27 protein-coding genes and 1 tRNA gene are annotated in these 26,519 nt (G+C 66.1%); all 28 read right to left on the reverse strand.

Annotation, left to right across the window (positions count from 1 at the left end):
* Positions 1 to 196: 196 nt before the first annotated feature.
* On the reverse strand, positions 197 to 478 hold the full coding sequence (rpsQ, locus tag BM085_RS01940; protein ID WP_012887840.1) for a 30S ribosomal protein S17: 282 nt from the start codon (positions 476 to 478) through the stop codon (positions 197 to 199).
* Complete coding sequence (gene rpmC / locus BM085_RS01945; protein ID WP_012887839.1) at positions 471 to 707, reverse strand: 50S ribosomal protein L29; 237 nt, start codon at positions 705 to 707, stop codon at positions 471 to 473. Before rpmC ends, rpsQ begins: the two co-directional genes overlap by 8 nt.
* Complete coding sequence (rplP, locus tag BM085_RS01950; protein WP_012887838.1) at positions 707 to 1,126, reverse strand: 50S ribosomal protein L16; 420 nt, start codon at positions 1,124 to 1,126, stop codon at positions 707 to 709. Before rplP ends, rpmC begins: the two co-directional genes overlap by 1 nt.
* 2 nt (positions 1,127 to 1,128) lie before the next feature.
* Entirely contained in the window at positions 1,129 to 1,992 is an 864-nt protein-coding gene (gene rpsC / locus BM085_RS01955; RefSeq protein ID WP_086577412.1) for a 30S ribosomal protein S3, read from the reverse strand.
* Entirely contained in the window at positions 1,992 to 2,345 is a 354-nt protein-coding gene (gene rplV, locus BM085_RS01960; protein ID WP_012887836.1) for a 50S ribosomal protein L22, read from the reverse strand. Before rplV ends, rpsC begins: the two co-directional genes overlap by 1 nt.
* A gap of 32 nt (positions 2,346 to 2,377) precedes the next feature.
* Positions 2,378 to 2,656 (reverse strand): 30S ribosomal protein S19, encoded by a 279-nt coding sequence (gene rpsS / locus BM085_RS01965; RefSeq protein ID WP_012887835.1) that lies wholly within the window; start codon positions 2,654 to 2,656, stop codon positions 2,378 to 2,380.
* Positions 2,657 to 2,667: 11 nt separating this feature from the next.
* Positions 2,668 to 3,504 carry a 50S ribosomal protein L2 gene (rplB, locus tag BM085_RS01970; protein WP_012887834.1) on the reverse strand — a complete coding sequence of 279 codons (837 nt, stop codon included), beginning with the start codon at positions 3,502 to 3,504 and terminating at the stop codon, positions 2,668 to 2,670.
* Positions 3,505 to 3,596: 92 nt separating this feature from the next.
* A complete protein-coding gene (gene rplW / locus BM085_RS01975; RefSeq protein WP_031171162.1) occupies positions 3,597 to 3,899 on the reverse strand; it encodes a 50S ribosomal protein L23 in 303 nt (100 codons plus the stop codon).
* Positions 3,899 to 4,546 (reverse strand): 50S ribosomal protein L4, encoded by a 648-nt coding sequence (gene rplD, locus BM085_RS01980; RefSeq protein WP_031171160.1) that lies wholly within the window; start codon positions 4,544 to 4,546, stop codon positions 3,899 to 3,901. The genes rplW and rplD overlap by 1 nt, the downstream gene beginning before the upstream one ends.
* Entirely contained in the window at positions 4,543 to 5,196 is a 654-nt protein-coding gene (gene rplC / locus BM085_RS01985; protein WP_093885292.1) for a 50S ribosomal protein L3, read from the reverse strand. Before rplC ends, rplD begins: the two co-directional genes overlap by 4 nt.
* 14 nt (positions 5,197 to 5,210) lie before the next feature.
* Positions 5,211 to 5,519: a 30S ribosomal protein S10 gene (gene rpsJ / locus BM085_RS01990; protein ID WP_012887830.1), complete on the reverse strand. Its 309-nt coding sequence runs from the start codon at positions 5,517 to 5,519 to the stop codon at positions 5,211 to 5,213.
* A 337-nt stretch (positions 5,520 to 5,856) separates the two neighbouring features.
* Positions 5,857 to 7,050 carry an elongation factor Tu gene (tuf, locus tag BM085_RS01995; RefSeq protein WP_031171155.1) on the reverse strand — a complete coding sequence of 398 codons (1,194 nt, stop codon included), beginning with the start codon at positions 7,048 to 7,050 and terminating at the stop codon, positions 5,857 to 5,859.
* Between the two features lie 237 nt (positions 7,051 to 7,287).
* Positions 7,288 to 9,336 (reverse strand): elongation factor G, encoded by a 2,049-nt coding sequence (fusA, locus tag BM085_RS02000; protein WP_245789071.1) that lies wholly within the window; start codon positions 9,334 to 9,336, stop codon positions 7,288 to 7,290.
* A gap of 87 nt (positions 9,337 to 9,423) precedes the next feature.
* Positions 9,424 to 9,894, reverse strand: coding sequence for a 30S ribosomal protein S7 (gene rpsG, locus BM085_RS02005; RefSeq protein ID WP_012887827.1), 471 nt, complete (start codon positions 9,892 to 9,894; stop codon positions 9,424 to 9,426).
* A gap of 2 nt (positions 9,895 to 9,896) precedes the next feature.
* Entirely contained in the window at positions 9,897 to 10,268 is a 372-nt protein-coding gene (gene rpsL, locus BM085_RS02010; protein WP_012887826.1) for a 30S ribosomal protein S12, read from the reverse strand.
* A gap of 543 nt (positions 10,269 to 10,811) precedes the next feature.
* Positions 10,812 to 14,699 (reverse strand): DNA-directed RNA polymerase subunit beta', encoded by a 3,888-nt coding sequence (locus tag BM085_RS02015; RefSeq protein WP_093885294.1) that lies wholly within the window; start codon positions 14,697 to 14,699, stop codon positions 10,812 to 10,814.
* A gap of 26 nt (positions 14,700 to 14,725) precedes the next feature.
* Positions 14,726 to 18,196 (reverse strand): DNA-directed RNA polymerase subunit beta, encoded by a 3,471-nt coding sequence (gene rpoB, locus BM085_RS02020; RefSeq protein ID WP_093885295.1) that lies wholly within the window; start codon positions 18,194 to 18,196, stop codon positions 14,726 to 14,728.
* Positions 18,197 to 18,639: 443 nt separating this feature from the next.
* On the reverse strand, positions 18,640 to 19,155 hold the full coding sequence (locus BM085_RS02025) for a hypothetical protein (protein WP_093885296.1): 516 nt from the start codon (positions 19,153 to 19,155) through the stop codon (positions 18,640 to 18,642).
* Complete coding sequence (locus BM085_RS02030; protein ID WP_245789060.1) at positions 19,152 to 19,661, reverse strand: hypothetical protein; 510 nt, start codon at positions 19,659 to 19,661, stop codon at positions 19,152 to 19,154. Before BM085_RS02030 ends, BM085_RS02025 begins: the two co-directional genes overlap by 4 nt.
* A gap of 227 nt (positions 19,662 to 19,888) precedes the next feature.
* Positions 19,889 to 20,890, reverse strand: coding sequence for an ABC transporter ATP-binding protein (locus BM085_RS02035; RefSeq protein ID WP_093885298.1), 1,002 nt, complete (start codon positions 20,888 to 20,890; stop codon positions 19,889 to 19,891).
* A 461-nt stretch (positions 20,891 to 21,351) separates the two neighbouring features.
* Positions 21,352 to 21,744 carry a 50S ribosomal protein L7/L12 gene (gene rplL / locus BM085_RS02040; protein WP_012887819.1) on the reverse strand — a complete coding sequence of 131 codons (393 nt, stop codon included), beginning with the start codon at positions 21,742 to 21,744 and terminating at the stop codon, positions 21,352 to 21,354.
* Between the two features lie 83 nt (positions 21,745 to 21,827).
* Positions 21,828 to 22,352 carry a 50S ribosomal protein L10 gene (gene rplJ / locus BM085_RS02045; RefSeq protein WP_031167501.1) on the reverse strand — a complete coding sequence of 175 codons (525 nt, stop codon included), beginning with the start codon at positions 22,350 to 22,352 and terminating at the stop codon, positions 21,828 to 21,830.
* A 284-nt stretch (positions 22,353 to 22,636) separates the two neighbouring features.
* On the reverse strand, positions 22,637 to 23,467 hold the full coding sequence (locus BM085_RS02050) for an SCO4651 family lipoprotein (protein ID WP_093885299.1): 831 nt from the start codon (positions 23,465 to 23,467) through the stop codon (positions 22,637 to 22,639).
* 143 nt (positions 23,468 to 23,610) lie between these two features.
* Positions 23,611 to 24,324, reverse strand: coding sequence for a 50S ribosomal protein L1 (gene rplA / locus BM085_RS02055; protein WP_031167498.1), 714 nt, complete (start codon positions 24,322 to 24,324; stop codon positions 23,611 to 23,613).
* 178 nt (positions 24,325 to 24,502) lie between these two features.
* Positions 24,503 to 24,934, reverse strand: coding sequence for a 50S ribosomal protein L11 (gene rplK, locus BM085_RS02060; protein WP_012887815.1), 432 nt, complete (start codon positions 24,932 to 24,934; stop codon positions 24,503 to 24,505).
* A gap of 116 nt (positions 24,935 to 25,050) precedes the next feature.
* On the reverse strand, positions 25,051 to 25,851 hold the full coding sequence (gene nusG, locus BM085_RS02065) for a transcription termination/antitermination protein NusG (protein ID WP_093885300.1): 801 nt from the start codon (positions 25,849 to 25,851) through the stop codon (positions 25,051 to 25,053).
* 67 nt (positions 25,852 to 25,918) lie between these two features.
* Entirely contained in the window at positions 25,919 to 26,167 is a 249-nt protein-coding gene (gene secE / locus BM085_RS02070) for a preprotein translocase subunit SecE (protein ID WP_012887813.1), read from the reverse strand.
* 75 nt (positions 26,168 to 26,242) lie between these two features.
* Positions 26,243 to 26,315 (reverse strand) — tRNA-Trp (locus tag BM085_RS02075).
* Positions 26,316 to 26,519 lie beyond the last annotated feature (204 nt).

The following is a 26,519-nucleotide window of genomic DNA, read 5'->3' on the forward strand; positions in this document are numbered from 1 at the left end:
TGTTCCCCCGGCGACAGTTCCGACTGGCCGAGTCCGCCTCCCCCAGCACCCTCGCGGTACGGCTTGCGCCTTCCCGCCGTGCCAGGCGTGACTTTCTCGCCCACGAGCCGCCGCCGCAGGCGGGGCGAAGATCAACCTCGCCCCCTTGGACACCAGCATGGGGGGTGACTGCGTCACCCCCCACGAGGCGCGTTTCTTACTTGGCCTTCTCGAGGATCTCGATGACCCGCCAGCGCTTGCTGGCGGACAGCGGCCGGGTCTCCATCAGGAGAACGCGGTCGCCGACGCCACAGGCGTTGGCCTCGTCGTGCGCCTTGTACTTGGTCGTCCGACGGATGACCTTGCCGTACAAGGGGTGCTTCACGCGGTCCTCGACAGCGACGACGACAGTCTTGTCCATCTTGTCGCTGACGACCAGACCCTCACGGGTCTTGCGGTAGTTCCGCGTCTCGGTTGTGCTCTCAGCTGTCTCAGCCATCGATCGACTCCTTCTCAACCGTAACAATGCCGAGCTCCCGCTCGCGCATCACGGTGTAGATACGGGCGATCTCGCGGCGGACGGCACGCAGCCGCCCGTGGCTCTCCAACTGGCCGGTCGCGGCCTGGAAGCGGAGGTTGAACAGCTCCTCCTTGGCTTCCTTCAGCTTCTGGACCAGGGTGTCCTGGTCCTCCACCCGCAGCTCACCGGCGGTCAGGCCCTTAGCCATCACGCCTCACCCACTTCACGCTTAACGAACCGGCACTTCATCGGGAGCTTGTGCATCGCACGACGCAGGGCTTCGCGAGCCACCGGCTCAGCGACACCCGACAGCTCGAACATGACGCGACCGGGCTTGACGTTGGCGATCCACCACTCCGGCGAACCCTTACCGGAACCCATGCGGGTCTCGGCCGGCTTCTTGGTGAGGGGACGGTCCGGGTAGATGTTGATCCAGACCTTGCCGCCACGCTTGATGTGACGAGTCATGGCGATACGAGCCGACTCGATCTGGCGGTTGGTCACATAGGAGTGCTCAAGCGCCTGAATGCCGAACTCGCCGAACACGACCCTGGTGCCACCCTTGGCGGCGCCGTGACGGTCGGGCCGGTGCTGCTTGCGGTGCTTGACCCTGCGCGGGATCAGCATGGTCAGCTCCCTTCAGCACCCGGCTGCGCAGCCGGGCCGGTCTCGGGGGCAGCCTGCGAGGCCGCCTCAGTCCTGGGTGCACGGTCGCCACGGGCGGCTCCGCCACGACGGGGACGGTCGCCACCGGCGCCGCCGCCACGACGGGGACGGTCGCCACCGGCGCCGCCACCGCGACGGTCGTCGCGGTCCCGACGCTGGCCCGCACGAGCGCCGGCGGCAGCCGCCTCACGCTCGGCGCGGCTGGTCGGGGCCTCACCCTTGTAGATCCACACCTTCACGCCGATGCGGCCGAAGGTGGTACGGGCCTCGTAGAGGCCGTAGTCGATGTCCGCACGGAGGGTGTGCAGGGGCACGCGGCCCTCGCGGTAGAACTCCGAACGGGACATCTCAGCGCCGCCCAGACGACCGGAGCACTGCACCCGGATGCCCTTGGCGCCGCTCTTCATGGCCGACTGCATCGCCTTGCGCATGGCCCGACGGAACGAGACACGGCTGGACAGCTGCTCGGCCACACCCTGAGCGACGAGCTGAGCGTCGATCTCGGGGTTCTTGACCTCGAGGATGTTCAGCTGGACCTGCTTCTTGGTCAGCTTCTCGAGGTCACCACGGATCCGGTCGGCCTCGGCGCCGCGGCGGCCGATGACGATGCCCGGACGGGCGGTGTGAATGTCGACCTGTACCCGGTCGGTGGTCCGCTCGATCTCCACCTTGGAGATGCCGGCCCGCTCCATGCCCTTCTTGAGCATGCGGCGGATCGCCACATCCTCGGCAACGTACGACTTGTAGAGCTTGTCGGCATACCACCGGCTCTTGAAGTCGGTCGTGATGCCGAGGCGGAACCCGTGCGGGTTAACCTTCTGACCCACTAGCGGGTCCTCCCCTTCGGCTCGCGGGACTCCACGATCACGGTGATGTGGCTCGTCCGCTTGTTGATCCGATAGGCACGACCCTGAGCGCGGGGACGGAACCGCTTCAGCGTCGGGCCCTCGTCGACCCAGGCACGGCTCACGAAGAGCGTGTCGCGGTCGAGCTTGAAGTTGTGCTCCGCGTTGGCAATGGCGCTGGACAGCACCTTGTACACGGTCTCGCTCGCCGACTGGGGAGCGAACTGCAGCACGGCCTGCGCCTCCGAAGCGGGCAGCCCGCGAATGAGGTCCACCACACGGCGGGCCTTCATGGGCGTGTGGCGCGCGAACCGCACCTGAGCCCTGGCTTCCATCGCTTACTCCTCTTACCTTCTTCGACAGGCGCTTACCGCCGGCTGCGGCGGTCTTCCTTGACGTGGCTGCGGAACGTCCGCGTCGGCGCGAACTCACCGAGCTTGTGACCGATCATCGACTCGGTGACGAACACCGGGACGTGCTTGCGGCCGTCGTGAACGGCGATCGTGTGACCGAGCATGTCCGGCACGATCATGGAGCGCCGCGACCACGTCTTGATGACGTTCTTGGTGCCCTTCTCGTTCTGGACATCCACCTTCTTCTGAAGGTGGTCGTCCACGAAGGGACCCTTCTTAAGGCTACGTGGCATTTTGGCTGCTCCTACCGCTTCTTCCGCTTAGTCCGACGACGGATGATCAGCCGGTCGCTGGCCTTGTTCGCCGCACGAGTACGACCCTCGGGCTTGCCCTTGGGGTTGACGGGGTGACGACCACCGGAGGTCTTACCCTCACCACCGCCGTGCGGGTGGTCGACCGGGTTCATCGCGACACCGCGGACGGTGGGGCGCTTGCCCTTCCACCGCATACGGCCGGCCTTACCCCAGTTGATGTTGGCCTGCTCGGCGTTGCCGACCTGGCCGATGGAGGCCCGGCAGCGGACGTCGACCTGGCGCATTTCGCCGGAGGGCATACGCAGCGTGGCGTACTGGCCCTCCTTGGCGAGAAGCTGGATCTGCGCACCGGCGGACCGGCCCAGCTTGGCGCCGCCACCCGGACGGAGCTCCACCGCGTGGATGAAGGTACCGGTCGGGATGTTGCGCAGCGGGAGGCAGTTACCCGGCTTGATGTCGGCCGCGGGGCCGTTTTCAATCAGGTCGCCCTGCTTGAGGCCGGTCGGGCAGAGGATGTAGCGCTTCTCCCCGTCGGCGTAGTGCAGCAGAGCGATGCGGGACGTGCGGTTCGGGTCGTACTCGATGTGAGCGACCTTGGCCGGGATCCCGTCCTTGTCGTGGCGCCGGAAGTCGATGATCCGGTAAGCACGCTTGTGACCGCCACCCTGGTGGCGGGTGGTGACTCGGCCGTGGACGTTACGGCCACCCTTGCTGTGCAGGGGTGCAAGCAGCGACTTCTCGGGCGTGCTGCGCGTGATCTCGGAAAAGTCCGAGACGCTGGCGCCGCGGCGACCCGGGGTCGTCGGCTTGAGTTTACGGATGCCCATCTTTTTCGTTCATCCTTCGTCGGTTAATCCGGTCGAATGCCCCTCGCCTGTCGACGAGGGGCGTTCTACCTGTTACTTACTGAGCGAGCGGGTCAGCCGACCTGGCCGAAGATGTCGATCCGGTCTCCCTCGGCCAAGCTCACGATCGCGCGCTTGGTGCTGGGACGCTGCCCGTAACCGGCCTTGGTCCGCTTGCGCTTGCCCTGGCGGTTGATGGTGTTGACGCTGGCCACCTTGACACCGAAGATCTGCTCGATGGCGATCTTGACCTGCGTCTTGTTGGCCGTCTTCCGCACCAGGAACGTGTACTTGTTGTGCTCGTCGATGAGGCCGTAGCTCTTCTCCGACACAACCGGCTTGATGATGATGTCGCGCGGGTCGGCGATCTTCTGCATCAGGCGTCTTCCTTCCCGCTCTTGCTCAGGCGAGTGACGACCTGGTCGTACGCCTCCTGAGTGAAGACGACGTCGTCGTAGCAGAGCACGTCGTAGGTGTTCAGCTGCCCGGCGTCCAGCAGGTGGACCTCGGGCGCGTTGCGCAGGCTCATCCAGGTGAGCTCGTCACCCTCGTCGACGACGACGAGGACGCTACGGGTCTGCGTGATCTTCCGCAGCGACTCGAGAGCCGCCTTGGTCTTCGGGGTCTCACCCTGGACCAGGGCGCTGACCACGTGAACGCGACCGCCGTTGGCCCGGTCGGAGAGGGCGCCACGCAGGGCGGCGGCCTTCATCTTCTTGGGGGTCTTCTGGGAGTAGTCCCGGGGAAGCGGTCCGTGGACGGTGCCACCGCCGGCGAACTGCGGAGCGCGGGTCGAACCCTGACGGGCGCGGCCGGTGCCCTTCTGGCGGTACGGCTTCTTGCCGCCACCGCTGACCTCACCGCGGGTCTTGGCCTTGTGGGTGCCCTGCCGGCGAGCGGCGAGCTGGGCCACGACGACCTGGTGGATCAGCGGGATGTTGACCTTGGCGTCAAAGATGTCGCCGGGCAGGTCGACGGTGCCGGTCTTCGCGCCGCTCACGTCGAGGACGTCAATGGTGCTCACTTGGCAGCCCCCTTCTTGGCAGCGGTACGGACGAGAACCAGGCTGCCGTTGGCGCCGGGGATCGCACCCTTGATCAGGATGAGGCCCTTCTCGGCGTCCACGGCGTGGACCTTGAGGCTCTGGATGGTGGTGCGGACGTTACCCATCCGACCGGCCATGCGCAGGCCCTTGAAGACGCGGCCCGGGGTGGCGCAGCCGCCGATGGAACCCGGCGAGCGGTGCTTGCGCTGGGTACCGTGCGAGGCGCTGAGGCCCTTGAAGCCGTGGCGCTTCATGACACCGGCGAAACCCTTGCCCTTGCTCTTGCCCGTCACGTCGACGAACTGGCCGGCCTCGAAGGTGTCGGCGGAGAGCTCCTGGCCCAGGGTGTAGTCGCCCGCGTCATCGGTGCGGATCTCCGCGAAGTAGCGGCGCGGGGTGATGTCGTGCTTGCGCAGGTAGTCGCCGAGCGGCTTGTTGACCTTCCGCGGGTCGACCTGCCCGAAGCCGAGCTGCACGGCGGAGTAGCCGTCCTTCTCGGGGGTGCGGACGCGGGTCACGACGCACGGACCAGCCTCGACGACGGTCACCGGGACCATCCGGTTGTCCGCGTCGAAGACCTGGGTCATGCCGAGCTTCTTGCCCAGGACGCCCTTGATCTGCTTAGCCATGTCAGTGCGTTCCCTCAGAGCTTGATCGAGATGTCAACGCCGGCGGGGAGGTCGAGTCGCATGAGCGAGTCGACCGTCTTCGGCGTCGGGTCGATGATGTCAATCAGCCGCTTGTGCGTGCGCATCTCAAAGTGCTCGCGGCTGTCCTTGTATTTGTGCGGCGAGCGGATGACGCAGTACACGTTCTTCTCGGTCGGCAGCGGCACCGGGCCCGCGACCTTAGCGCCAGTCCTCGTCACCGTCTCGACGATCTTCTTGGCCGAGCTGTCGATGACCTCGTGGTCATAGGCCTTGAGCCGGATGCGGATCTTCTGTCCCGCCATAATGGCCTCGGTGTCCTTCGCTGTCGTCTGAAAAAGTTACGTGCGGCCTGTTGCCGCTGTATGAGGTCGAGTCCGCCTCGTCCGGTGTCCCGCGGGTCCGTCTCCGGAATCCCGCCGTCGCCGGCTCGGCTTCTTCTCCCAGCCCCACGTAGCAGACACTGTGGATCTGCGCTTTCTTCCGTGATCTGGCAGTTACTTCGGTCACTCCGTGGCCGAACCAACTGCGAGATCACGGTTCGTGGGGGTGCTGCCGGGGGCACGTGCCGTACGGCGCGAACCCCCTCGTGGTGCGACGGCCGACCCTGCGTCGAGGGCCGACCGCCACTCCGCGATCGTACTACTTGATGATCTTGGTCACTCGACCCGCACCGACGGTGCGGCCACCCTCACGGATGGCGAACTTGAGACCGTCCTCCATCGCGATGGGCTGGATCAGCGAGACGGACATCTCGGTGTTGTCACCGGGCATGACCATCTCGGTGCCCTCGGGCAGGTTCACAACACCGGTCACGTCAGTCGTACGGAAGTAGAACTGGGGACGGTAGTTGTTGAAGAACGGCGTGTGGCGGCCGCCCTCGTCCTTGGACAGGATGTAGACCTGAGCCTCGAACTCGGTGTGCGGGGTGGTCGTGCCCGGCTTGATGATGCACTGGCCGCGCTCGACGTCCTCACGCTTGATGCCGCGCAGGAGCAGACCGACGTTGTCGCCCGCCTGGCCCTCGTCGAGGAGCTTGCGGAACATCTCGACACCGGTGACCGTGGTCGTGGTCTTGGTGTCCTTGATGCCGATGATGTCGACGGTCTCGTTGACCTTGACGATACCGCGCTCGATACGGCCGGTGACGACGGTGCCACGACCGGTGATCGAGAAGACGTCCTCGATCGGCATGAGGAACGGCTTGTCGGTCTCACGAGCCGGCTGCGGGACGTTCTCGTCCACAGCGGTCATGAGCTCGATGATGCTGTCGCCCCACTTCTCGTCGCCCTCAAGCGCCTTCAGCGCCGAGACGCGGATGACGGGCAGGTCGTCGCCGGGGAACTCCTGAGCCGAGAGAAGCTCGCGGACCTCGAGCTCGACGAGCTCCAGGATCTCCTCGTCGTCCACCATGTCGGCCTTGTTCAGGGCGACAACGATGTAGGGGACGCCGACCTGGCGGGCCAGGAGGACGTGCTCCTTGGTCTGCGGCATCGGGCCGTCGGTGGCGGCGACCACGAGGATCGCGCCGTCCATCTGAGCCGCACCGGTGATCATGTTCTTCACGTAGTCGGCGTGACCGGGGCAGTCCACGTGAGCGTAGTGGCGCTGCTCGGTCTGGTACTCGACGTGCGCGATGGAGATCGTGATACCACGAGCCTTCTCCTCGGGCGCCTTGTCGATCTTGTCGAACGGGGTCGCCTCGTTGAGGTTCGGGTAACGCTCGTGGAGCACCTTGGTGATCGCCGCGGTCAGAGTGGTCTTGCCGTGGTCGATGTGTCCAATGGTGCCGATGTTTACGTGCGGCTTGGTCCGCTCGAACTTGGCCTTGGCCACTGCTCTGTCTCCTTAGAGATTCTGACTTGACTTGCGTCTTCGTACTTGGGCTTGGGGAGGCCGGGCCTTTTCAGGACCGGCCGACGAGTGACTGCTCGCCCCGCACCCCCTCGGCGCCGGGAAGGCGATCTTCTCGCCCCCCCCGCACCGAAACGGATGCCGGACTTACTCGCCCCGCACCCCCTCGGTGGCGGGGCGGCGATCTTCTCGCCTCCCGCACCGAAACGGATGCCGGACTTACTCGCCCCGCACCTTCGCGACGATCTCCTTGGCGATGTGCGCAGGCACTTCCGCATAGGAGTCGAACTGCATGCTGTAGCTCGCGCGTCCCTGCGTCTTGCTACGGAGGTCACCCACGTAGCCGAACATCTCAGAGAGCGGCACGAGCGCCTTGACGATGCGGGCGCCGGAGCGCTCGTCCATCGCCTGGATCTGCCCGCGGCGACCGTTGAGGTCACCGATGACATCACCCATGTAGTCCTCGGGCGTGGTGACCTCGACGGCCATCATCGGCTCCAGGATTACGGCGTCCGCCTTGCGCGCGGCCTCCTTGAAGGCCATCGAGCCGGCGATCTTGAAGGCCATTTCGGACGAGTCCACCTCGTGGTAGGCACCGTCCTGCAGGGTGACCTTGACCCCGACCATGGGATAGCCGGCGAGAACACCGAACTCGGCGGCCTCCTGGGCACCCGCGTCGACCGACGGGATGTACTCCCGCGGGATGCGGCCACCGGAGACCTTGTTGGAGAACTCGTAGCCGTCGTTTCCGTCGCCCAGCGGCTCAATGTCAATGATGACCTTGGCGAACTGGCCGGAACCACCGGTCTGCTTCTTGTGGACGTAGTCGACCTTCTCCACCTTGCGGCGGATGGTCTCCCGGTAGGCCACCTGCGGACGACCGATGTTGGCCTCGACCTTGAACTCGCGGCGCATCCGGTCGACGAGGATCTCCAGGTGGAGCTCGCCCATACCCCAGATGACCGTCTGCCCGGTCTCCTCGTCACGACGGACCTGGAAGGACGGGTCCTCCTCGGCCAGACGCTGGATCGCGGTGCCCAGCTTCTCCTGGTCGCTCTTGGTCTTGGGCTCGATGGCGACGCTGATGACCGGCGCCGGGAAGTTCATCGACTCCAGGACCACGGGGTTGGCCGGGTCGGACAGGGTGTCACCGGTGGTGGTGTCCTTCAGACCCATGACGGCGACGATCTGACCAGCGACGGCCGACGGGCGCTCTTCGCGCTTGTTGGCGTGCATCTGGTAGATCTTGCCGATCCGCTCCTTGCGGCCCTTCACCGAGTTGACCACGGCGGTGCCGGTCTCGAGCGTGCCCGAGTAGATGCGGATGTAGGTGAGACGGCCCAGGTGCTGGTCGGCCGCGATCTTGAAGGCGAGCGCGGAGAACGGCTCGGTGACATCGGCGTGACGCTCGATGATCTCGTCTTCCTTGCCGACCGCGTGGCCCTTGAAGGCCGGGATGTCGATCGGGGCGGGAAGGTAGGCGACGATCGCGTCGAGCAGGGGCTGCACGCCCTTGTTCTTGAACGCGGTGCCGGTCAGGACCGGGTTGATGGCGCTGGCCAGCGTCGCGCGGCGGATGGCCGCGACCAGCTGCTCCTCGGTGGGCTCGACGCCCTCCAGGAAGAGCTCCATCAGCTCGTCGTCGTTCTCGGCGACGGTCTCGACGAGCTTGTCACGCCACTCGCGGGCGGTCTCGGCGTGCTCCGCCGGGATGTCCACGGTCTCGTACATCTCGCCCTTGGCCGCCTCGGCGCTCCAGAGCAGGCCCTTCATCTTCACCAGGTCGATGACGCCCTTGAAGTCAGCCTCGACGCCCCAGGGAAGCTGGATGACCGCGGGGGTCGCGTTCAGGCGGCTGATCATCATGTCGACGCAGCGGTGGAACTCCGCGCCGACGCGGTCCATCTTGTTGACGAAGCAGATCCGGGGAACCTCGTAGCGGTCGGCCTGACGCCACACCGTCTCGGACTGCGGCTCGACACCGGCGACGCCGTCGAACACGGCGACGGCACCGTCGAGGACGCGGAGCGAACGCTCCACCTCGATCGTGAAGTCCACGTGACCCGGCGTGTCGATGATGTTGATCGTGTGGCCGAGCCACTCGCAGGTCGTAGCAGCGGAGGTGATGGTGATACCACGCTCCTGCTCCTGCTCCATCCAGTCCATCGTGGCTGCGCCCTCGTGGACTTCACCGATCTTGTAGTTGATACCGGTGTAGAACAGGATGCGCTCGGTCGTCGTGGTCTTGCCCGCGTCGATGTGGGCCATGATCCCGATGTTGCGGACCTTGGCCAGGTCAAGAGCGGTCGTGGTGGCCACTTCTCTCGCGTCCTCGTCGTCTCGTCGAACCCGCTGTTACCAGCGGTAGTGGGCGAAGGCCTTGTTGGACTCGGCCATCTTGTGGGTGTCCTCGCGCTTCTTGACACTGGCGCCGAGGCCGTTGCTGGCGTCGAGCAGTTCGTTCATGAGGCGCTCGGTCATGGTCTTCTCGCGGCGGGCGCGGGAGTACTGCACCAGCCAGCGCAGGGCCAGGGTGGTGCTGCGCGCGGCGCGCACCTCGACCGGGACCTGGTAGGTCGCGCCACCGACACGGCGGCTGCGGACCTCAAGGGTGGGCTTGACGTTGTCCAGCGCGCGCTTCAGGGTGACGACCGGGTCGTTGCCGGTCTTCTCCTTGGCGCCTTCGAGGGCGCCGTAGACGATGGACTGCGCGATGGAGCGCTTGCCGTCCAGGAGAACCTTGTTGATGAGCGCGGTGACCAGCGGCGAGTTGTGGACCGGGTCAGCCATGAGCTGACGACGGCCAGGAGAACCCTTGCGAGGCATTCTTACTTCTCCTTCTTCGCGCCGTAACGGCTACGGGCCTGCTTGCGGTTGCGGACACCCTGGGTGTCCAGCGAGCCGCGGATGATCTTGTAGCGAACACCCGGCAGGTCCTTCACACGACCGCCACGGACGAGCACGATGGAGTGCTCCTGGAGGTTGTGGCCGACACCCGGGATGTAGGCCGTGACCTCGATGCCGTTGGTGAGCCGGACACGCGCGACCTTGCGGAGGGCGGAGTTCGGCTTCTTGGGGGTCGTGGTGTAAACGCGCATGCAGGTGCCGCGTCGCTGGGGGCTGGCCTTGAGCGCCGGGGTCTTGGTCTTGGTGACCTTATCCTGGCGGCCCTTGCGGACCAGCTGCTGAATCGTAGGCACCGCGTCTCCGTTCGTGCTTGCCGGTGATTCGAATGTTGTGCTTTTGCAGGCACTGCCGGTGTCATGACCTGCGAGTTTTCCGTCCACTCCGACCCACGCGCTCGGGCGTGTCGCGCATGTATCGCGCCACATCCTCGGCCAGGCCAGTGGAGGAGGCCATACGGCGCCTCTGCCGACTCCCCGCGGGAAACCTGTCGACGCGCACGCATGAGAGCCCATGAAGCCACGGGCACGAAGGGAAAGACTACCTAGTCCAACGCAACACGTCAAAACGGCTGCGCCCATCGGGCACCATTACGAGTGCCCGCGTGCGTGTCATGACTCCTGCGATCGGTTTCCGGCCGACTGCTGCTGGGTCCATAACGAGTTTACCGGCAGTAGGGGACTTCTCCGGCCGTTCTCTTCTTCAAGGTGCGGCTTTCCCCGCAACGTTCCGGTCAAGAAAGATCCACAGACCTCGGGCCGGACACGCGACGGCGCCCGGCCCCTCTGGGAGGGACCGGGCGCCGGCTTCGTCACTCGGCGGTCGTGCCGACCGGGTGTCTAGCGGTTGTACTGACCGAAGTCGTACTCCTCCAGCGGCACGGCCTCACCGGAGCCCGAACCGAAGGTGTAGTCCGCCGCGGAGCCGTCGTAGCCGCCGACCGTGTACATCGCGGCCTTGGCCTCCTCGGTGGGCTCGACCCGGATGTTGCGGTACTGCGGCATGCCGGTACCGGCCGGGATGAGCTTTCCGATGATGACGTTCTCCTTGAGACCGAGCAGCGAGTCCGACTTGGCGTGGATCGCCGCGTCGGTGAGCACTCGGGTGGTCTCCTGGAAGGACGCCGCCGACAGCCAGGACTCGGTTGCGAGCGAGGCCTTCGTGATGCCCATCAGCACCGGACGGCCCGAGGCCGGCGTACCGCCCTCGGCCACGCACTCGCGGTTGATCCGCTCGAAGCGCGGCCGCTCGACCAGCTCACCGGGAAGCATGTCGGCGTCACCCGACTCCAGCACGTTCACGCGCTTGAGCATCTGCCGGACGATGATCTCGATGTGCTTGTCGTGGATCGACACACCCTGCGAGCGGTAGACCTGCTGAACCTCGGCCACCAGGTGCAGCTGCACGGCCCGGGGGCCGAGAATGCGCAGCACCTCGTTGGGGTTGACGGCACCGGCGATCAGCTGCTGACCGACCGTGACGCGCTGCCCGTCGGAGACCAGCATGCGCGACCGCATGGAGACCGGGTAGGCGACCTCCTCCGAACCGTCGTCCGGGACGATCACGATCTTGCGGGACTTGTCCGTCTCGTCGACCCGGACCCGGCCCTCGGCCTCGCTGATCGGGGCGACGCCCTTGGGGACGCGCGCCTCGAAGAGCTCCTGCACACGGGGCAGACCGTGGGTGATGTCCGCACCCGCCACACCACCGGTGTGGAAGGTACGCATCGTCAGCTGGGTGCCCGGCTCGCCGATCGACTGGGCGGCGATGATGCCGACCGCCTCGCCGACGTCCACGAGCTTGCCGGTCGCGAGCGAACGGCCGTAGCAGGTGGCGCAAACACCGATCTTGGCCTCGCAGACGAGAGCGCTGCGGGTCCTGACGGTCTCCACTCCGGCCTCGACCAGCGCGGTGACGTGGGTGTCGTTGATGTCGACCCCGGCGGACGCGATGACCTTGCCGTCCACCTCGACGTCCTCGGCCAGGATGCGGCCGTGCACGTTGCTCTCGGCGTTCTCCGCCTTGACCAGGTTGCCCTGGGAGTCGCGGTCGGCGACGTGCAGCGGGACCCCGCGGTCGGTGCCGCAGTCGATCTCACGGACGATGACGTCCTGCGCGACGTCCACCAGACGACGGGTCAGGTAACCCGAGTCGGCGGTCCGCAGCGCGGTGTCCGCCAGACCCTTCCGCTGTCCGTGGGTGGAGATGAAGTACTCCAGCACCGACAGGCCCTCGCGGAACGAGGCCTTGATCGGACGCGGGATCGTCTCACCCTTGGTGTTGGACACCAGACCGCGGATACCGGAGATCTGCCGGACCTGCATCAGGTTGCCTCGGGCGCCCGACTGGACCATCATCCAGACCGGGTTGGTCTTCGGGAACGCCTTCTGCATGTCGTCGGTCACGTCACTGGTCGCGTGCGTCCAGATCTCGATGAGCTCCTGACGGCGCTCCTCGTCCGTGATGAGACCCCGCTCGTACTCGCGCTGGACCTTGTCGGCCCTGCGCTCGTACGTCTCCATGATCGTGGCCTTGTTGGGCGGCGAGATGACGTCCTCGATGGAGATCGTCACACCGGCCCGGGTGGCCCAGTAGAAGCCGGCGTCCTTGAGCGCGTCGAGCGCGGCCGCCACCTCCACCTTGGGGTACTTCTCGGCCAGCTCGTTGACGATCGCCGAGAGCTGCTTCTTGCCGACCTGGGAGTTCACGTACGGGTAGTTCGCCGGCAGCGTCTGGTTGAACAGGCAGCGGCCGAGCGTGGTCTCCAGGCGGTAGCTGTCGCCCGGCTCCCAGCCCTCGGGAGCCGTCCAGCCGCGGGGCGGCGGGACCTCGCCCTTCAACCGGATCTGGATCTTGGCCTGGATGTCCAGCTCGCGCCGGTCATAGGCCATGAGCGCCTCGGACACCGAGCCGAAGACCCTGCTCTGGCCGGGAGCGTTCTCGTCGTCGTCCTTGAGGGTGGTCAAGGAGTACAGGCCGATGATCATGTCCTGGGTGGGCATGGTCACGGGCTTGCCGTCGGCCGGCTTCAGGATGTTGTTGGTCGACAGCATCAGGATGCGGGCCTCGGCCTGCGCCTCGGCCGACAGCGGCAGGTGCACGGCCATCTGGTCACCGTCGAAGTCCGCGTTGAACGCGGTGCAGACGAGCGGGTGGATCTGGATGGCCTTGCCCTCGACCAGCTGCGGCTCGAAGGCCTGGATGCCCAGGCGGTGCAGCGTGGGCGCACGGTTGAGCAGCACCGGGTGCTCGGTGATGACCTCTTCGAGGACATCCCAGACGACCGGGCGGGCACGCTCGACCATCCGCTTGGCCGACTTGATGTTCTGCGCGTGGTTGAGATCGACCAGGCGCTTCATCACGAACGGCTTGAAGAGCTCCAGCGCCATCTGCTTGGGCAGACCGCACTGGTGCAGCTTCAGCTGCGGGCCGACGACGATGACCGAACGGCCGGAGTAGTCGACTCGCTTGCCCAGCAGGTTCTGGCGGAACCGGCCCTGCTTGCCCTTCAGCATGTCGCTGAGGGACTTCAGCGGGCGGTTGCCGGGACCCGTGACCGGACGGCCGCGGCGGCCGTTGTCGAACAGCGCGTCGACGGCCTCCTGGAGCATCCGCTTCTCGTTGTTCACGATGATCTCGGGGGCGCCGAGGTCGAGAAGCCGCTTGAGGCGGTTGTTCCGGTTGATCACACGCCGGTACAGGTCGTTCAGGTCCGAGGTCGCGAACCGGCCACCGTCGAGCTGCACCATCGGGCGCAGGTCCGGCGGGATGACCGGGATGCAGTCCAGAACCATGCCGTTGGGCGAGTTGCGGGTGTTCAGGAACGCGGACACGACCTTGAGACGCTTGAGCGCGCGGGCCTTCTTCTGGCCCTTGCCGCTGCGGATCGTCTCGCGCAGGTTCTCGGCCTCGAGGTCGAGGTCGAAGTTGGTCAGACGCTCCTGGATGGCCTGGGCGCCCATGCCACCGCGGAAGTAGCGGCCGAAGCGGTCGCGCATCTCGCGGTAGAGCAGCTCGTCGCCCTCAAGGTCCTGGACCTTGAGGTTCTTGAAGCGGCTCCAGACCTCGTCCAGACGGTCCAGCTCGCGCTGGGCCCGGTCGCGGAGCTGGCGCATCTCGCGCTCAGCGCCCTCACGGACCTTGCGGCGCTGGTCGCCCTTGGCGCCGGCGGCCTCCAGCTCGGCCAGGTCGTTCTCGAGCTTCTTCTGCCGGGCCTCGATGTCGGCGTCGCGCCGCTGCTCGACGTGCTGCCGCTCGACCGAGATCTTCGCCTCGAGCGAGGGCAGGTCACGCTCACGCATTTCCTTGTCGACATGCGTGATCATGTAGGCCGCGAAGTAGATGACCTTCTCGAGGTCCTTCGGGGCCAGGTCGAGCAGGTATCCCAGACGGGACGGGACACCCTTGAAGTACCAGATGTGCGTGACGGGCGCGGCCAGCTCGATGTGGCCCATCCGCTCACGACGCACCTTGGCGCGGGTCACCTCGACGCCACAGCGCTCACAGATGATGCCCTTGAAGCGGACGCGCTTGTACTTACCGCAGTAGCACTCCCAGTCCCGGGTCGGGCCGAAGATCTTCTCGCAGAAGAGTCCGTCCTTCTCGGGCTTGAGGGTCCGGTAGTTGATGGTCTCGGGCTTCTTGACCTCGCCGTGCGACCACTGGCGGATATCGTCAGCCGTCGCGAGGCCGATCCGAAGCTCGTCGAAGAAGTTGACGTCCAGCACTTGTATTCCCCTCCTCAGCTTCTAGATCAGACCTCTTCGACGCTGCTCGGCTCACGCCGAGACAGGTCGATGCCGAGCTCTTCCGCGGCGCGGAAGACGTCCTCGTCGGTGTCGCGCATCTCGATGGACATGCCGTCGCTGGAGAGCACCTCGACGTTCAGGCACAGCGACTGCATTTCCTTGATGAGGACCTTGAACGACTCCGGAATGCCCGGCTCGGGGATGTTCTCGCCCTTGACGATCGCCTCGTAGACCTTCACCCGGCCCAGCACGTCGTCGGACTTGATGGTCAGCAGCTCCTGCAGGGCGTAGGCGGCGCCGTACGCCTCCAGCGCCCACACCTCCATCTCACCGAAACGCTGGCCGCCGAACTGGGCCTTACCGCCGAGCGGCTGCTGGGTGATCATGGAGTACGGGCCGGTCGAACGCGCGTGGATCTTGTCGTCGACCAGGTGGAGCAGCTTCAGGATGTAGATGTAGCCGACCGAGATCGGGTGCGGGAACGGCTCGCCGGAGCGGCCGTCGAACAGCTGGGCCTTGCCGTTGGCACCGACCATGCGCCCGCCGTCCCTGTTGACCAGGGTGTTGTCGAGCAGCCCGACGATCTCTTCCTCGTTGGCGCCGTCGAAGACCGGGGTGGCCATGTTGGTGCGCGGGTCGATCTCGGCGAAGCCCTTGTCGCGCAGCCGCTCGGCCCACGCCTCCTGGACCCCCGAGATGTCCCAGCCTCGGGCGGCGATCCACCCCAGGTGGGTCTCCAGGACCTGGCCGACGTTCATCCGGCCGGGCACGCCCAGCGGGTTGAGGATGATGTCGACCGGCGTGCCGTCCTCCAGGAACGGCATGTCCTCGACCGGAAGGATCTTGGAGATGACGCCCTTGTTGCCGTGACGGCCGGCGAGCTTGTCACCGTCGGTGATCTTACGCTTCTGGGCCACGTAGACGCGGACCAGCTCGTTGACCCCCGGCGGCAGCTCGTCGCCCTCCTCGCGGCTGAACACGCGGACGCCGATGACCTTGCCCTGCTCGCCGTGCGGCACCTTCAGGGAGGTGTCGCGGACCTCGCGGGCCTTCTCACCGAAGATCGCGCGCAGCAGCCGCTCCTCCGGCGTCAGCTCGGTCTCGCCCTTCGGGGTGACCTTGCCGACCAGGATGTCGCCGGGCACGACCTCGGCGCCGATCCGGATGATGCCGCGCTCGTCGAGGTCGGCCAGGACCTCCTCGGAGACGTTCGGGATGTCCCGGGTGATCTCCTCGGGGCCCAGCTTGGTGTCGCGGGCGTCGACCTCGTGCTCCTCGATGTGGATCGAGGACAGGACGTCGTCCTGGACCAGACGCTGGGACAGGATGATCGCGTCTTCGTAGTTGTGGCCCTCCCACGGCATGAACGCCACGAGCAGGTTCTTGCCGAGCGCCATCTCACCGTTGTCGGTGCAGGGACCGTCGGCGACGACCTGGTTGACCTCGATCCGGTCGCCCTCGGCGACGATGGGCTTCTGGTTGAAGGACGTGCCCTGGTTGGAGCGCTTGAACTTGGCGACGCGGTAGGTCGTGCGAGTGCCGTCGTCGTTCATCACCGTGACGTAGTCGGCGGAGACCTCCTCGACCACGCCCGCCTTGTCGGCGGTGATGACGTCGCCGGCGTCGGTCGCGGCACGGTACTCCATGCCGGTGCCGACCAGCGGCGCCTCGCTCTTGAGCAGCGGCACCGACTGGCGCTGCATGTTGGAGCCCATGAGCGCGCGGTTGGCGTCGTCGTGCTCCAGGAACGGGATCATCGCGGTCGCGACGGACACCATCTGGCGCGCCGACACGTCCATGTAGTCGACCTCGTTGGCCCGCAGGGACTCGAACTCCCCGCCCTTACGGCGGACGAGCACCCGGTCCTCAAGGAACGTGCCATCGGGGCTGATCGGCGTGTTCGCCTGGGCGATGACGTAACGGTCCTCCTCGTCCGCGGTGAGGTATTCGACCGTGTCGGTGACCCGACCGTCGAGGACCTTGCGGTACGGCGTCTCGACGAAGCCGAAGGAGTTGACCCGGCCGAAGGAGGCCAGCGAGCCGATCAGACCGATGTTCGGTCCTTCCGGCGTCTCGATCGGGCACATCCGGCCGTAGTGGGACGGGTGGACGTCACGGACCTCGAAGCCGGCCCGCTCACGGGACAGACCACCGGGGCCCAGCGCGGACAGACGCCGCTTGTGCGTCAGGCCGGCCAGCGGGTTGGTCTGGTCCATGAACTGCGACAGCTGGGAGGTTCCGAAGAACTCCTTGATCGACGCGACGACCGGACGGATGTTGATCAGGGTCTGCGGCGTGATCGCCTCGACGTCCTGGGTGGTCATCCGCTCGCGGACGACGCGCTCCATCCGGGCCAGGCCCAGGCGGACCTGGTTCTGGATGAGCTCGCCGACCGTGCGCAGGCGGCGGTTGCCGAAGTGGTCGATGTCGTCGACCTCGACGACGACCTCGCGGTCATCGGCGCCCGCCATCGAGGTCTCGCCCGCGTGCAGCTTGACGATGTACTCGATCGTGGCGACGATGTCCTCTTCGGTCAGCGTCCCCTGCGTGATCTCGGAGTCGACCCCGAGCTTCTTGTTGATCTTGTATCGGCCGACCTTGGCGAGGTCGTAACGCTTGTGGTTGAAGTACAGGTTCTCCAGCAGCGTCTGCGCCGACTCCTTGGTCGGCGGCTCGCCCGGGCGCAGCTTGCGGTAGATGTCCAGCAGGGCGTCGTCCTGGCCGGCCGTGTGGTCCTTCTCCAGGGTGGCGCGCATGGACTCGTACTGCCCGAAACGCTCAAGGATCTGGTCGTTGGTCCACCCGAGCGCCTTCAGCAGGACCGTGACGGCCTGCTTGCGCTTGCGGTCGATGCGGACGCCGACGCTGTCACGCTTGTCGATCTCGAACTCGAGCCAGGCGCCCCGGGAGGGGATCACCTTGCAGCCGTAGAGGTCCTTGTCGGAGGTCTTGTCGACGCTGCGGTCGAAGTAGACGCCCGGGGACCGGACCAGCTGGGAGACCACGACACGCTCGGTGCCGTTGATGATGAATGTGCCCTTGCCGGTCATGAGCGGGAAGTCGCCCATGAACACGGTCTGGCTCTTGATCTCACCAGTGGTGTTATTGATGAACTCCGCCGTGACGAACATCGGGGCGGAGTAGGTCATGTCCTTGTCTTTGCACTCATCGACTGAGTACTTGGGCGGCTCGAACCGGTGGTCCCGGAACGACAGGGACATGGTCCCGGAGAAGTCCTCGATGGGACTGATCTCCTCGAAGATCTCTTCGAGACCCGACTGGGCCGGAACGTCCTTGCGCCCGGCCTGGCGAGCCGCCTCGACCCGCCCCTTCCACTTCTCGTTGCCGAGCAACCAGTCGAAGGACTCGGTCTGGAGAGCGAGAAGATCAGGAACTTCGAGCGGCTCCTGAATTCGTGCGAAAGACACACGACGGGGACCAGCGGGTACGGCGGAGGCGTTGCGCGAGGCTGCCAACAGATGTCCTTCCGAGGGCTCGCGGCGGACTGACTACACGCACGCCAGACGACCATGCATCAGAGCACCAAAAGAAGCGGGTCGTCAAAGGGCAGCGCAAAGGGGCAGTGTAGCCGAACGGCATACACCTGTCCACTTCAGTCTTGCTGCATGCTCCACGTTGGTCGCAGCATCGCCCGTCAGCGCCGAAACGTCAAGCCCGTGACCCGACATTTCGGCCGAGGAACAGCCGTGACGCTGGGAGTTTCCCCCCGGGTGACCTGCGCACACCACTGGATCCAAGACGATACCCGCGACCTGGTGTGGCTAACGCTCAGTCACACGGCGGTTCGAACGCTAGCCGAGTTCGGGCTGACGATCGACGTTGCCATGGACGATGTACCCGGAGGCACGCCAAACCCAAACACGGTCTTTACTAACAATTGGGTAACCCGCCACGCCGACTAGCCCGGCGGAGGGTTTCCGAGCAGCGTGGACAGCTCCGCCACCAGCCAGCGTGAGTCCTTTTTGACCATGACCAGACGGGCCCGGTTCTGGCTGACCTGGCGCCGGGGTTCCTTCTCTCCCGCGAGGGTCCTCACGGTGCCCGTGTTCATGAAAATCAGCACCTCGACCCGGTCGGGCTCCGCCGACTCCACCGCCGCCCCGGCCACCGTCACCTGCTGAACCGTGTGCTGCTGTCTGGCCAGCGGCATCAGGGTCGCGGCAAGCTGCCTGTAGTGCTCGGTGAGGGTGCCGGTGGTGTGTCCCCCGGCCCGTGCGAAATCTTGTTCGATCGTACGATAATCGTATGACAGCATGTCGGAGGCGACCAGGCGCGCCGCCGTCAGCGCCTCCTGCCCGGCGGCCTCGTTGCCGCGCAGGCGGCTCAGGTCGGCGTACATGACCCAGACCGCGGCCGCGAGGGCGAACGCCACAGCGGTCAGCACCCCGGTCACCAGCAGGGAGACCCGGGTCACAGGACCAGCTCCGCCTTTGACACGAGCCAGACGCCCTCGACCTTGGTCATTTCCATGTTCCACCGGTAGAAGCGCTCCTGGGGGGCGCTCTTGCTCCCCTCCCAGCGGATCACCGCGTCGCCCACCACCATCACCCGGGCCGTGTTCCCCTTCAACGAGACGAGCCCGGAAGCCCGCAGCGCGCCCGTCTGGACGACCTTGTTCTTGACGGTGGTCTCCTTGAGCTTCGCGAGATTGCCGGTGTACTCCACCCTGGCCGGCCCGGTGGAGGTGTCGAGGATGCGTTTGACGTCCGCGTCGACGCTCTGGTGGCTGACCGAGAGCAGATCGACCGCGTGCGCTCCCGCCGCCCGGACCGCCGCCCCGCGGTCGTCGGCCGCCGTCTGAGCCTCACGCAGATCACCGCCGATCCAGAAGGCGGCGCCTAGCAGTGCCGCGATCAGCGCGACCAGCGCCGGCCCGATGATCCTCAGCGGACGGAGGGGCCGAGCAGTTCTCACCGCCATGCGTCGCCTCCCATCGCGCGGTCTCCGGCGCACCGGCCGGTGACCGCGCGGCGCGGACCGCCCAGGCCGGCAAGCCCCCGGTCGCCGGATCATAACCCGCCGCACGATCGCCGCAGGAGGCTTTCCCGAGCCGTTTCAGACCCGGCCGGAACCCGGCGAGGCGGGCACCGGCGGAGAGGACACCTACGCGAAGGACGCCCGCGGGAAGATCATCTGTATGATCGAAGTCACCGCACGCCGTTGACGTGAGCCGCGACGAGCCGGGGATACTCCTCCAGCCAGTTCCGGCCGCGCTCGTCCACGAAGGAGTTGGGCGGCGGGATGACGCCGTTGGCGGCCAGCCAGGAGCCCGGTGGTCGCTGCGTACGCCGGATCCGGCTCTCGCTGGGCATGAGCTGCGGCGGGATCGGCGGCAGGCCACCCGGGTCGTGCCCCATCTGCGCCTCGGCCTCCAGCTCGGAGACGTCCTTCTCCTCGGACATGCCGATCGGGCCGTGCCTGCGGGCGTTGAGGAACTGACGGACCACCGGCTCGTCGCTGGAGAGCAGCATCTCGCGCGGCCCGAACATGACCAGCTCCCGCCGGAACAGCAGGCCTATCCCGTCGGGCACCGTGCGCGCGGTGTTGATGTCGTGGGTGACGATGAGGAACGTCGCCTCGGTCTCCGCGTTGAGATCGACGAAAAGCTGGTTCAGGTAGGCCGTGCGGACCGGGTCCAGGCCGGAGTCGGGCTCGTCGACCAAGATGACCTCCGGATCGAGGACGAGCGCCCTGGCCAGGCCGGCCCGCTTGCGCATGCCCCCGGAGATCTCTCCGGGAAGCTTCGCCTCCGCGCCGACCAGGCCGACGAGCTCGATCTTCTCCATGACGATGCGGCGGATCTCGGTCTCGCTCTTCCTGGTGTGCTCGCGCAGCGGGAAGGCGATGTTGTCGTAGAGGCTGAGCGAGCCGAACAGGGCTCCGTCCTGGAACAGGACGCCGAACAGTCTCCGGAGCTCGTAGAGCTTGTTCTCGCTGCAGTTGGCCAGGTCGTGGCCTTCGATCCAGATGTGGCCGCGTTCGGGCCGCAGAAGGCCGACCAGGGTCTTCAGGAAGACGGATTTGCCGGTTCCCGAAGGGCCGAGCAGCACCGAGATCTCCCCGGCGGGGAGCGTCAACGTGACGTCCTCCCAGATGACCTGCCTGCCAAAGGACTTGGTCAGGCCCTCGACCACGACTTCGACGCCCACGTGCCGCCCTCCAGAGACTACGGACCGTGACCGGTCGATAGCTTGACGGGGAATCACCCACGGATGACACAACCGTAGCGACGATCCCCCGAATTGGAAGAGGGTCCAATAAGATCCGGTGATCGTTACGACACGGTTACGGACCGGATCCGACCGTGGCGGTTACGGACCGGTCCGATCGTGGCATGCGAGCGGACGTCGGAAACAGCCGCGATCCGCGTCACGACACCCCTGCGACCACGAGGACACGCAGACGGAGAGACAGAAGTCACAACACCTCCCCGCCCACGAAGACACAGGGACGGAGACACAGAAGTCACAACACCCCCGCGCCCACGAAGACACAGGGACGGAGACACAGAAGTCACAACACCCCCGCGCCCACGAAGACACGGGGGTGGAGACACAGAAAGAGCGGGCCACCGGCACCTGGTGGACCCGCTCTTCCCGGTGAAGCTGAACTACTTGACGGTGACCGTCGCGCCGGCGGCCTCGAGAGCGGCCTTGGCCTTCTCCGCCTGCTCCTTGTTGACCTTGCCGTCGAAGACGGGCTTGGGGGCGCCGTCCACGAGGTCCTTGGCCTCCTTGAGGCCCAGGCTCGTCAGAGCGCGGATCTCCTTGATGACCTGGATCTTCTTGTCGCCGGCGGCCTCGAGGACGACGTCGAACTCGTCCTGCTCCTCGACCTCTTCGGCGGCGGCAGCGCCACCGGCACCCGGAGCGGCGGCGACGGCGACCGGAGCGGCGGCCTTGACGTCGAAGGTCTCCTCGAAGAGCTTCACGAAGTCGGACAGCTCAAGGAGGGTCATCTCCTTGAAAGCGTCGAGCAGCTCGTCGGTGCTGAGCTTCGCCATGGTGGTTCCTCCGTATGGATCTAACGATTAAGAATTGGGACCGCGGTTGTATGCGCTAATCCCCTGCGACCGCTTGCGCGGACCTACTCGCCGGCCTCGTCGCGCTTGGCGCGCAGAGCCTCGGCCAGCTGAGCCATGTTGGTGGGCAGCGCGTTGAAGACGGCGGCCGCGTGGCCCTGCTTCGCCTTCAGAGCGCCGGCCAGCTTCGCGAGGAGAACCTCACGCGACTCAAGGTCGGCAAGCTTGCTGATCTCAGCCGGGGTCATCGACTTGCCGTCGACGACACCACCCTTGATGATCAGGAGGGGATTGGCCTTGGCGAAGTCACGCAGACTCTTGGCAGCCTCGACCACGTCGCCGTTGACGAACGCGATCGCCGACGGACCCGCGAGCAGGTCGTCGAGCTGGTTGATCCCGGCCTCGTTGGCCGCGATCTTGGTCAGCGTGTTCTTCACCACGGCGAAATTCGCATTCTCACCGAGAGAAACGCGCAGCTGCTTGAGCTGGGCGACGGTGAGACCGCGGTACTCGGTCAGAACGGCAGCGCTAGAGCCTTCGAAGCTGCTCTTGAGCTCGGCTACAGCCGTTGCCTTTTCCGCCTTCGCCATGGGCCTCCTTCCAGATGTGCCGCCGGCAAAGGCCCATAAACGCGAACAAGCCCCGGCGCTGGCGCACGGGGCTCACATAAGGAGATCAGTCCAAATGAAAACTCACATCACACCTGCGCGGGCCGTCCACTGATGTGGATCCTTGGGCCGTCAAGCCATGAGGCCTGACGACGACCGGCGGTCTTCGGCGTTGGTAGCTTACGCCCTGTCGGGTCATACGCCAAATCAAGCGGAAAAGCCCGCGCCCCCGGCCGGATGACCGGGGGCGCGGGCCGTGACGGACATCAGTTTCCGCGGTGGTTCTCCGGCAGGTCGCCCACCTGGTCGGCGGGCGGGGCGACGATCTGCACGGGCTCGTTGAAGCCCTTGAAGGACGCCGCCAGGTTGAACGTCGCATTCTGCTCGGAGCCGCTCAGCGTCACCTTGCGAGGCAGGTTCTCGGCGTCGGACCACAGGTCGAACGTGACGTTCTTGATCCGCGAGAGCTTCTCCTGGAGTTGCTCGCGCTTGGCCGGGTCCATCACCTGGGCGGCCTCGGCCACCGGGAAGGTGCCGCTGTAGTGGGTCGTCTCCACCCCGCCGACCGTCTCGGTGCCGACCGCCTTGACGTCCTTCGACGTCGTCAGCAACTTGACGGTCCCCGCGAGGTCGAACTGCTGGACCTGGGCCATGAAGTCCCTGACCTTGGCCTGCTCATTGGCTTCGAGGTCGCTGAGCGACACCTTGACCCACGGCTTGGCCGCGCCGGCGAACTTGTTGAGCAGCTCCGACTTCACGTACACGGTCTCGCCGGTCAGGATCGCCCGTGCCCCGCCCGGCACGTTCTGCCCGCCGAAGGTGATCGTGTCCAGCTTGATGTCGGTGGCCAGCTGGGGCTTGCCCTGGTAGAGCAGGCTGCCCTGCACCTTGCTCGCGCCCTTGTCTCCGCCCGTGGCGTCGAGCACCAGGTCCGCGGAGTAGGAGGTGACCTCTCCGGCCCTCTGCGCACTCTGCTGCACCGCCTCGGCGGCGGCCAGCTTGATGTTTCCGAGGGAACCGGTGCTCTGCGCACCGCATCCCGTGACCGCGACCAGAGCGGCCGCTCCCAATGCCAGTGCGGGAGCCAATCGGCGCATCCGTCCTCACCCCTTCGTGTCCCCCGATGAACTTGCCTATGACACTACGCGGCGGCGGGCCGGGGCGCGTCCTCCCGGAGAACGAAGAAAGGCCTCAACCGAATGGCCATTCGGTTGAGGCCTCCCTACGGAGACGTCTGGTATCAGGCGTCGAGCTCGGCGGTCATCGCCCGCGTCACGTTCGGGTCGACCGGGATGCCGGGGCCCATGGACGTGGAGAAGACGACCTTCTTGACGTAACGGCCCTTGGCCGCGGACGGCTTGAGACGCAGCACCTCGTCGAGGGCGGCGGCGTAGTTCTCGATGAGCTGACGCTCGCCGAACGACACCTTGCCGATGATGAAGTGCAGGTTCGCGTGCCGGTCGACACGGAACTCGATCTTGCCGCCCTTGATGTCGGTGACGGCCTTGCCGACGGCCGGGGTCACGGTGCCGGTCTTGGGGTTCGGCATCAGACCACGCGGACCGAGCACGCGGCCCAGGCGGCCGACCTTGCCCATGAGGTCCGGGGTGGCGACGACGGCGTCGAAGTCGAGGCGGCCCTTGGCGACCTCGTCGATCAGCTCGTCGGCACCGACGATGTCGGCACCCGCGGCGCGGGCCTCCTCGGCACGGTCGCCGGTCGCGAAGACCAGGACCCGGGCGGTCTTACCGGTGCCGTGCGGGAGGTTGACGGTGCCGCGCACCATCTGGTCCGCCTTGCGGGGGTCGACGCCGAGTCGCAGAGCGACCTCGACGGTCGCGTCGAACTTGGTGACCGAGGTCTCCTTGGCCAGCTTGGCCGCCGCGGCCGGGCTGTAGAGGTTCTCGTTGTCGACCTTCTCCGCTGCGTTGCGGAAAGCCTTGCTGCGCTTCACTTGATCACTCCTGTGGATCCGAGTGTTCGTGGTGCGGGCCAGCGCCTGGCCCCTCCACTTACTTCGAAGTTGTGATGACGGACCTCACGGTCGCGTCCGCTGTCGGACCTTCGACGGTCACGCGGATCGTGTCCGGCATCCGCGCCGCCGCCCTCAGGCCCGGCTCGCCGTTTTCCGACTAGTCGGCGATCGTGATGCCCATCGACCGGGCGGTGCCGGCGATGATCTTCTCGGCCGCCTCGATGTCGTTGGCGTTGAGGTCCTGCATCTTGGTCTCGGCGATCTGGCGCAGCTGCTCCTTGGTGAGCTTGCCGACCTTGTCCTTCTGCGGGACGGGCGAGCCCTTCGCCACACCGGCGGCCTTCTTGATCAGCTCGGGCGCCGGAGGCGTCTTCGTGACGAAGGTGAAGGTGCGGTCCTCGAAGATGGTGATCTCAACGGGGATGATGTTGCCGCGCTGGGCCTCGGTGGCAGCGTTGTACTGCTTCACGAAGTCCATGATGTTGACGCCGTGCGGACCGAGGGCGGTACCGACCGGCGGAGCGGGCGTGGCCTGGCCAGCGGGAAGCTGGACCTTGACCAGTGCCGCAATCTTCTTCTTAGGAGGCATGGTTCTCTCCGGGTCCTAATCGGGGTGATGCGGCTCCCACGCAGACACGGGGAGCATGTCGGCAGGCCGTGCTTCGCGAAGCACGGCCGCCGAACGACTTAGTTTATGTGATCCGGTCAGATCTTCGAGACCTGGTTGAACGAGAGCTCAACCGGGGTCTCACGACCGAAGATCGACACCAGCACCTTGAGCTTCTGCGACTCGGCGCTGATCTCACTGACCGTGGCGGGCAGCGTGGCGAACGGGCCGTCCATGACCGTGACGGACTCGCCGATCTCGAAGTCGACGGTCGCGGCGGAGGCCTTGGCGGTCGACTTCTTGACCTCTTCGGACGGCTCCGGCGCGAGCAGCTTGGCGACCTCTTCGAGGCTCAGCGGGCTCGGCTTGTTCGACAGGCCGACGAAGCCGGTGACGCCGGGCGTGTTGCGCACCGCGGACCAGGACTCGTCGGTGAGGTCCATCCGGACGAGCACGTAGCCGGGCAGCACCCGCTCCTTGACGAGCTGACGCTTGCCGCTCTTCACCTCGGTCACGTGGTGAGTGGGCACCTCGACCTGGAAGATGTAGTCCTCCATGTTGAGGGACTGCGTGCGGGTCTCGATGTTCGACTTCACGCGGTTCTCGTAACCCGCGTAGGAGTGGATGACGTACCACTCGCCGAACTGGCTCCGCAGGTGGCGCTTGAACTCCTCGACCGGGTCGACGTCGGGAAGGACGTCACCGTCCTCGTCGACCTCGCCGGCCGGGGCCTCTTCGGCCTCGTCGGTGTCGGCCGGGGCCTCTTCGGCCTCGTTTTCGGCGTCGACGTCAGACTCGTCGGACTCGACGAGCGAGTCCTCCGTAACGTCGACGGCCTCTTCCGGCTCGCCCGTCCGCTCTTCGCGGGACTCGCCGGCCGACTGTGAAGACTCGGACACGGTGGCTCATTCTCTTTCCGTCGATGGGCTGATGGACTTACCGCGGGATGACACGCCGGATGCCGGCTCAGGCTCCGCCGAAGATCCGCAGCACACCCTCGGTGAACACCGCGTCGAGCCCAGACACGATCCCGACCATGATCAGAACAAAGACCAGGACGATGATGGTGTAGGAAATAAGGTCCTTGCGCGTAGGCCAGATGACCTTGCGCAGCTCAGCGACAACCTGCCGGTAGAAGAGGGCGGGAGAAGTTCGCTTCGCCTTCTTCTCACCGCTCGGCTTGTCTGCGGTTTCGCCGCGCGTGTCGATCGCCACAGTCCTCACCTGATCCGTCGTATCCAACGCATGTCTGCGGCGCGCTAGACGCCCTGATGCGCGGACCGCTCCTCGCAGGGCACGAGGGACTCGAACCCCCAACCGCCGGTTTTGGAGACCGGTGCGCTACCAATTGCGCTAGTGCCCTAAGACATGAACCACCATACATCGGTTGGACCGAAGTTTGTCCGTGGCTCACGGTCTTGACCGCCGATTCACGCATACGGCGGAAAGACCATGCCGGAGTCTACGTGGGAATGGTCCCTACGTCGAACCGGCAGAAGCCGCACCCGCTCGGACCCCTTTCGTCGCGTCTTGCACGGCTTCCCCACGGCTCGTCCACATCCTGGAT

Origin of the sequence: Streptosporangium canum, assembly GCF_900113865.1 — a bacterium.
In the GTDB taxonomy this organism is placed as follows: Bacteria; Actinomycetota; Actinomycetes; order Streptosporangiales; family Streptosporangiaceae; genus Streptosporangium; species Streptosporangium canum.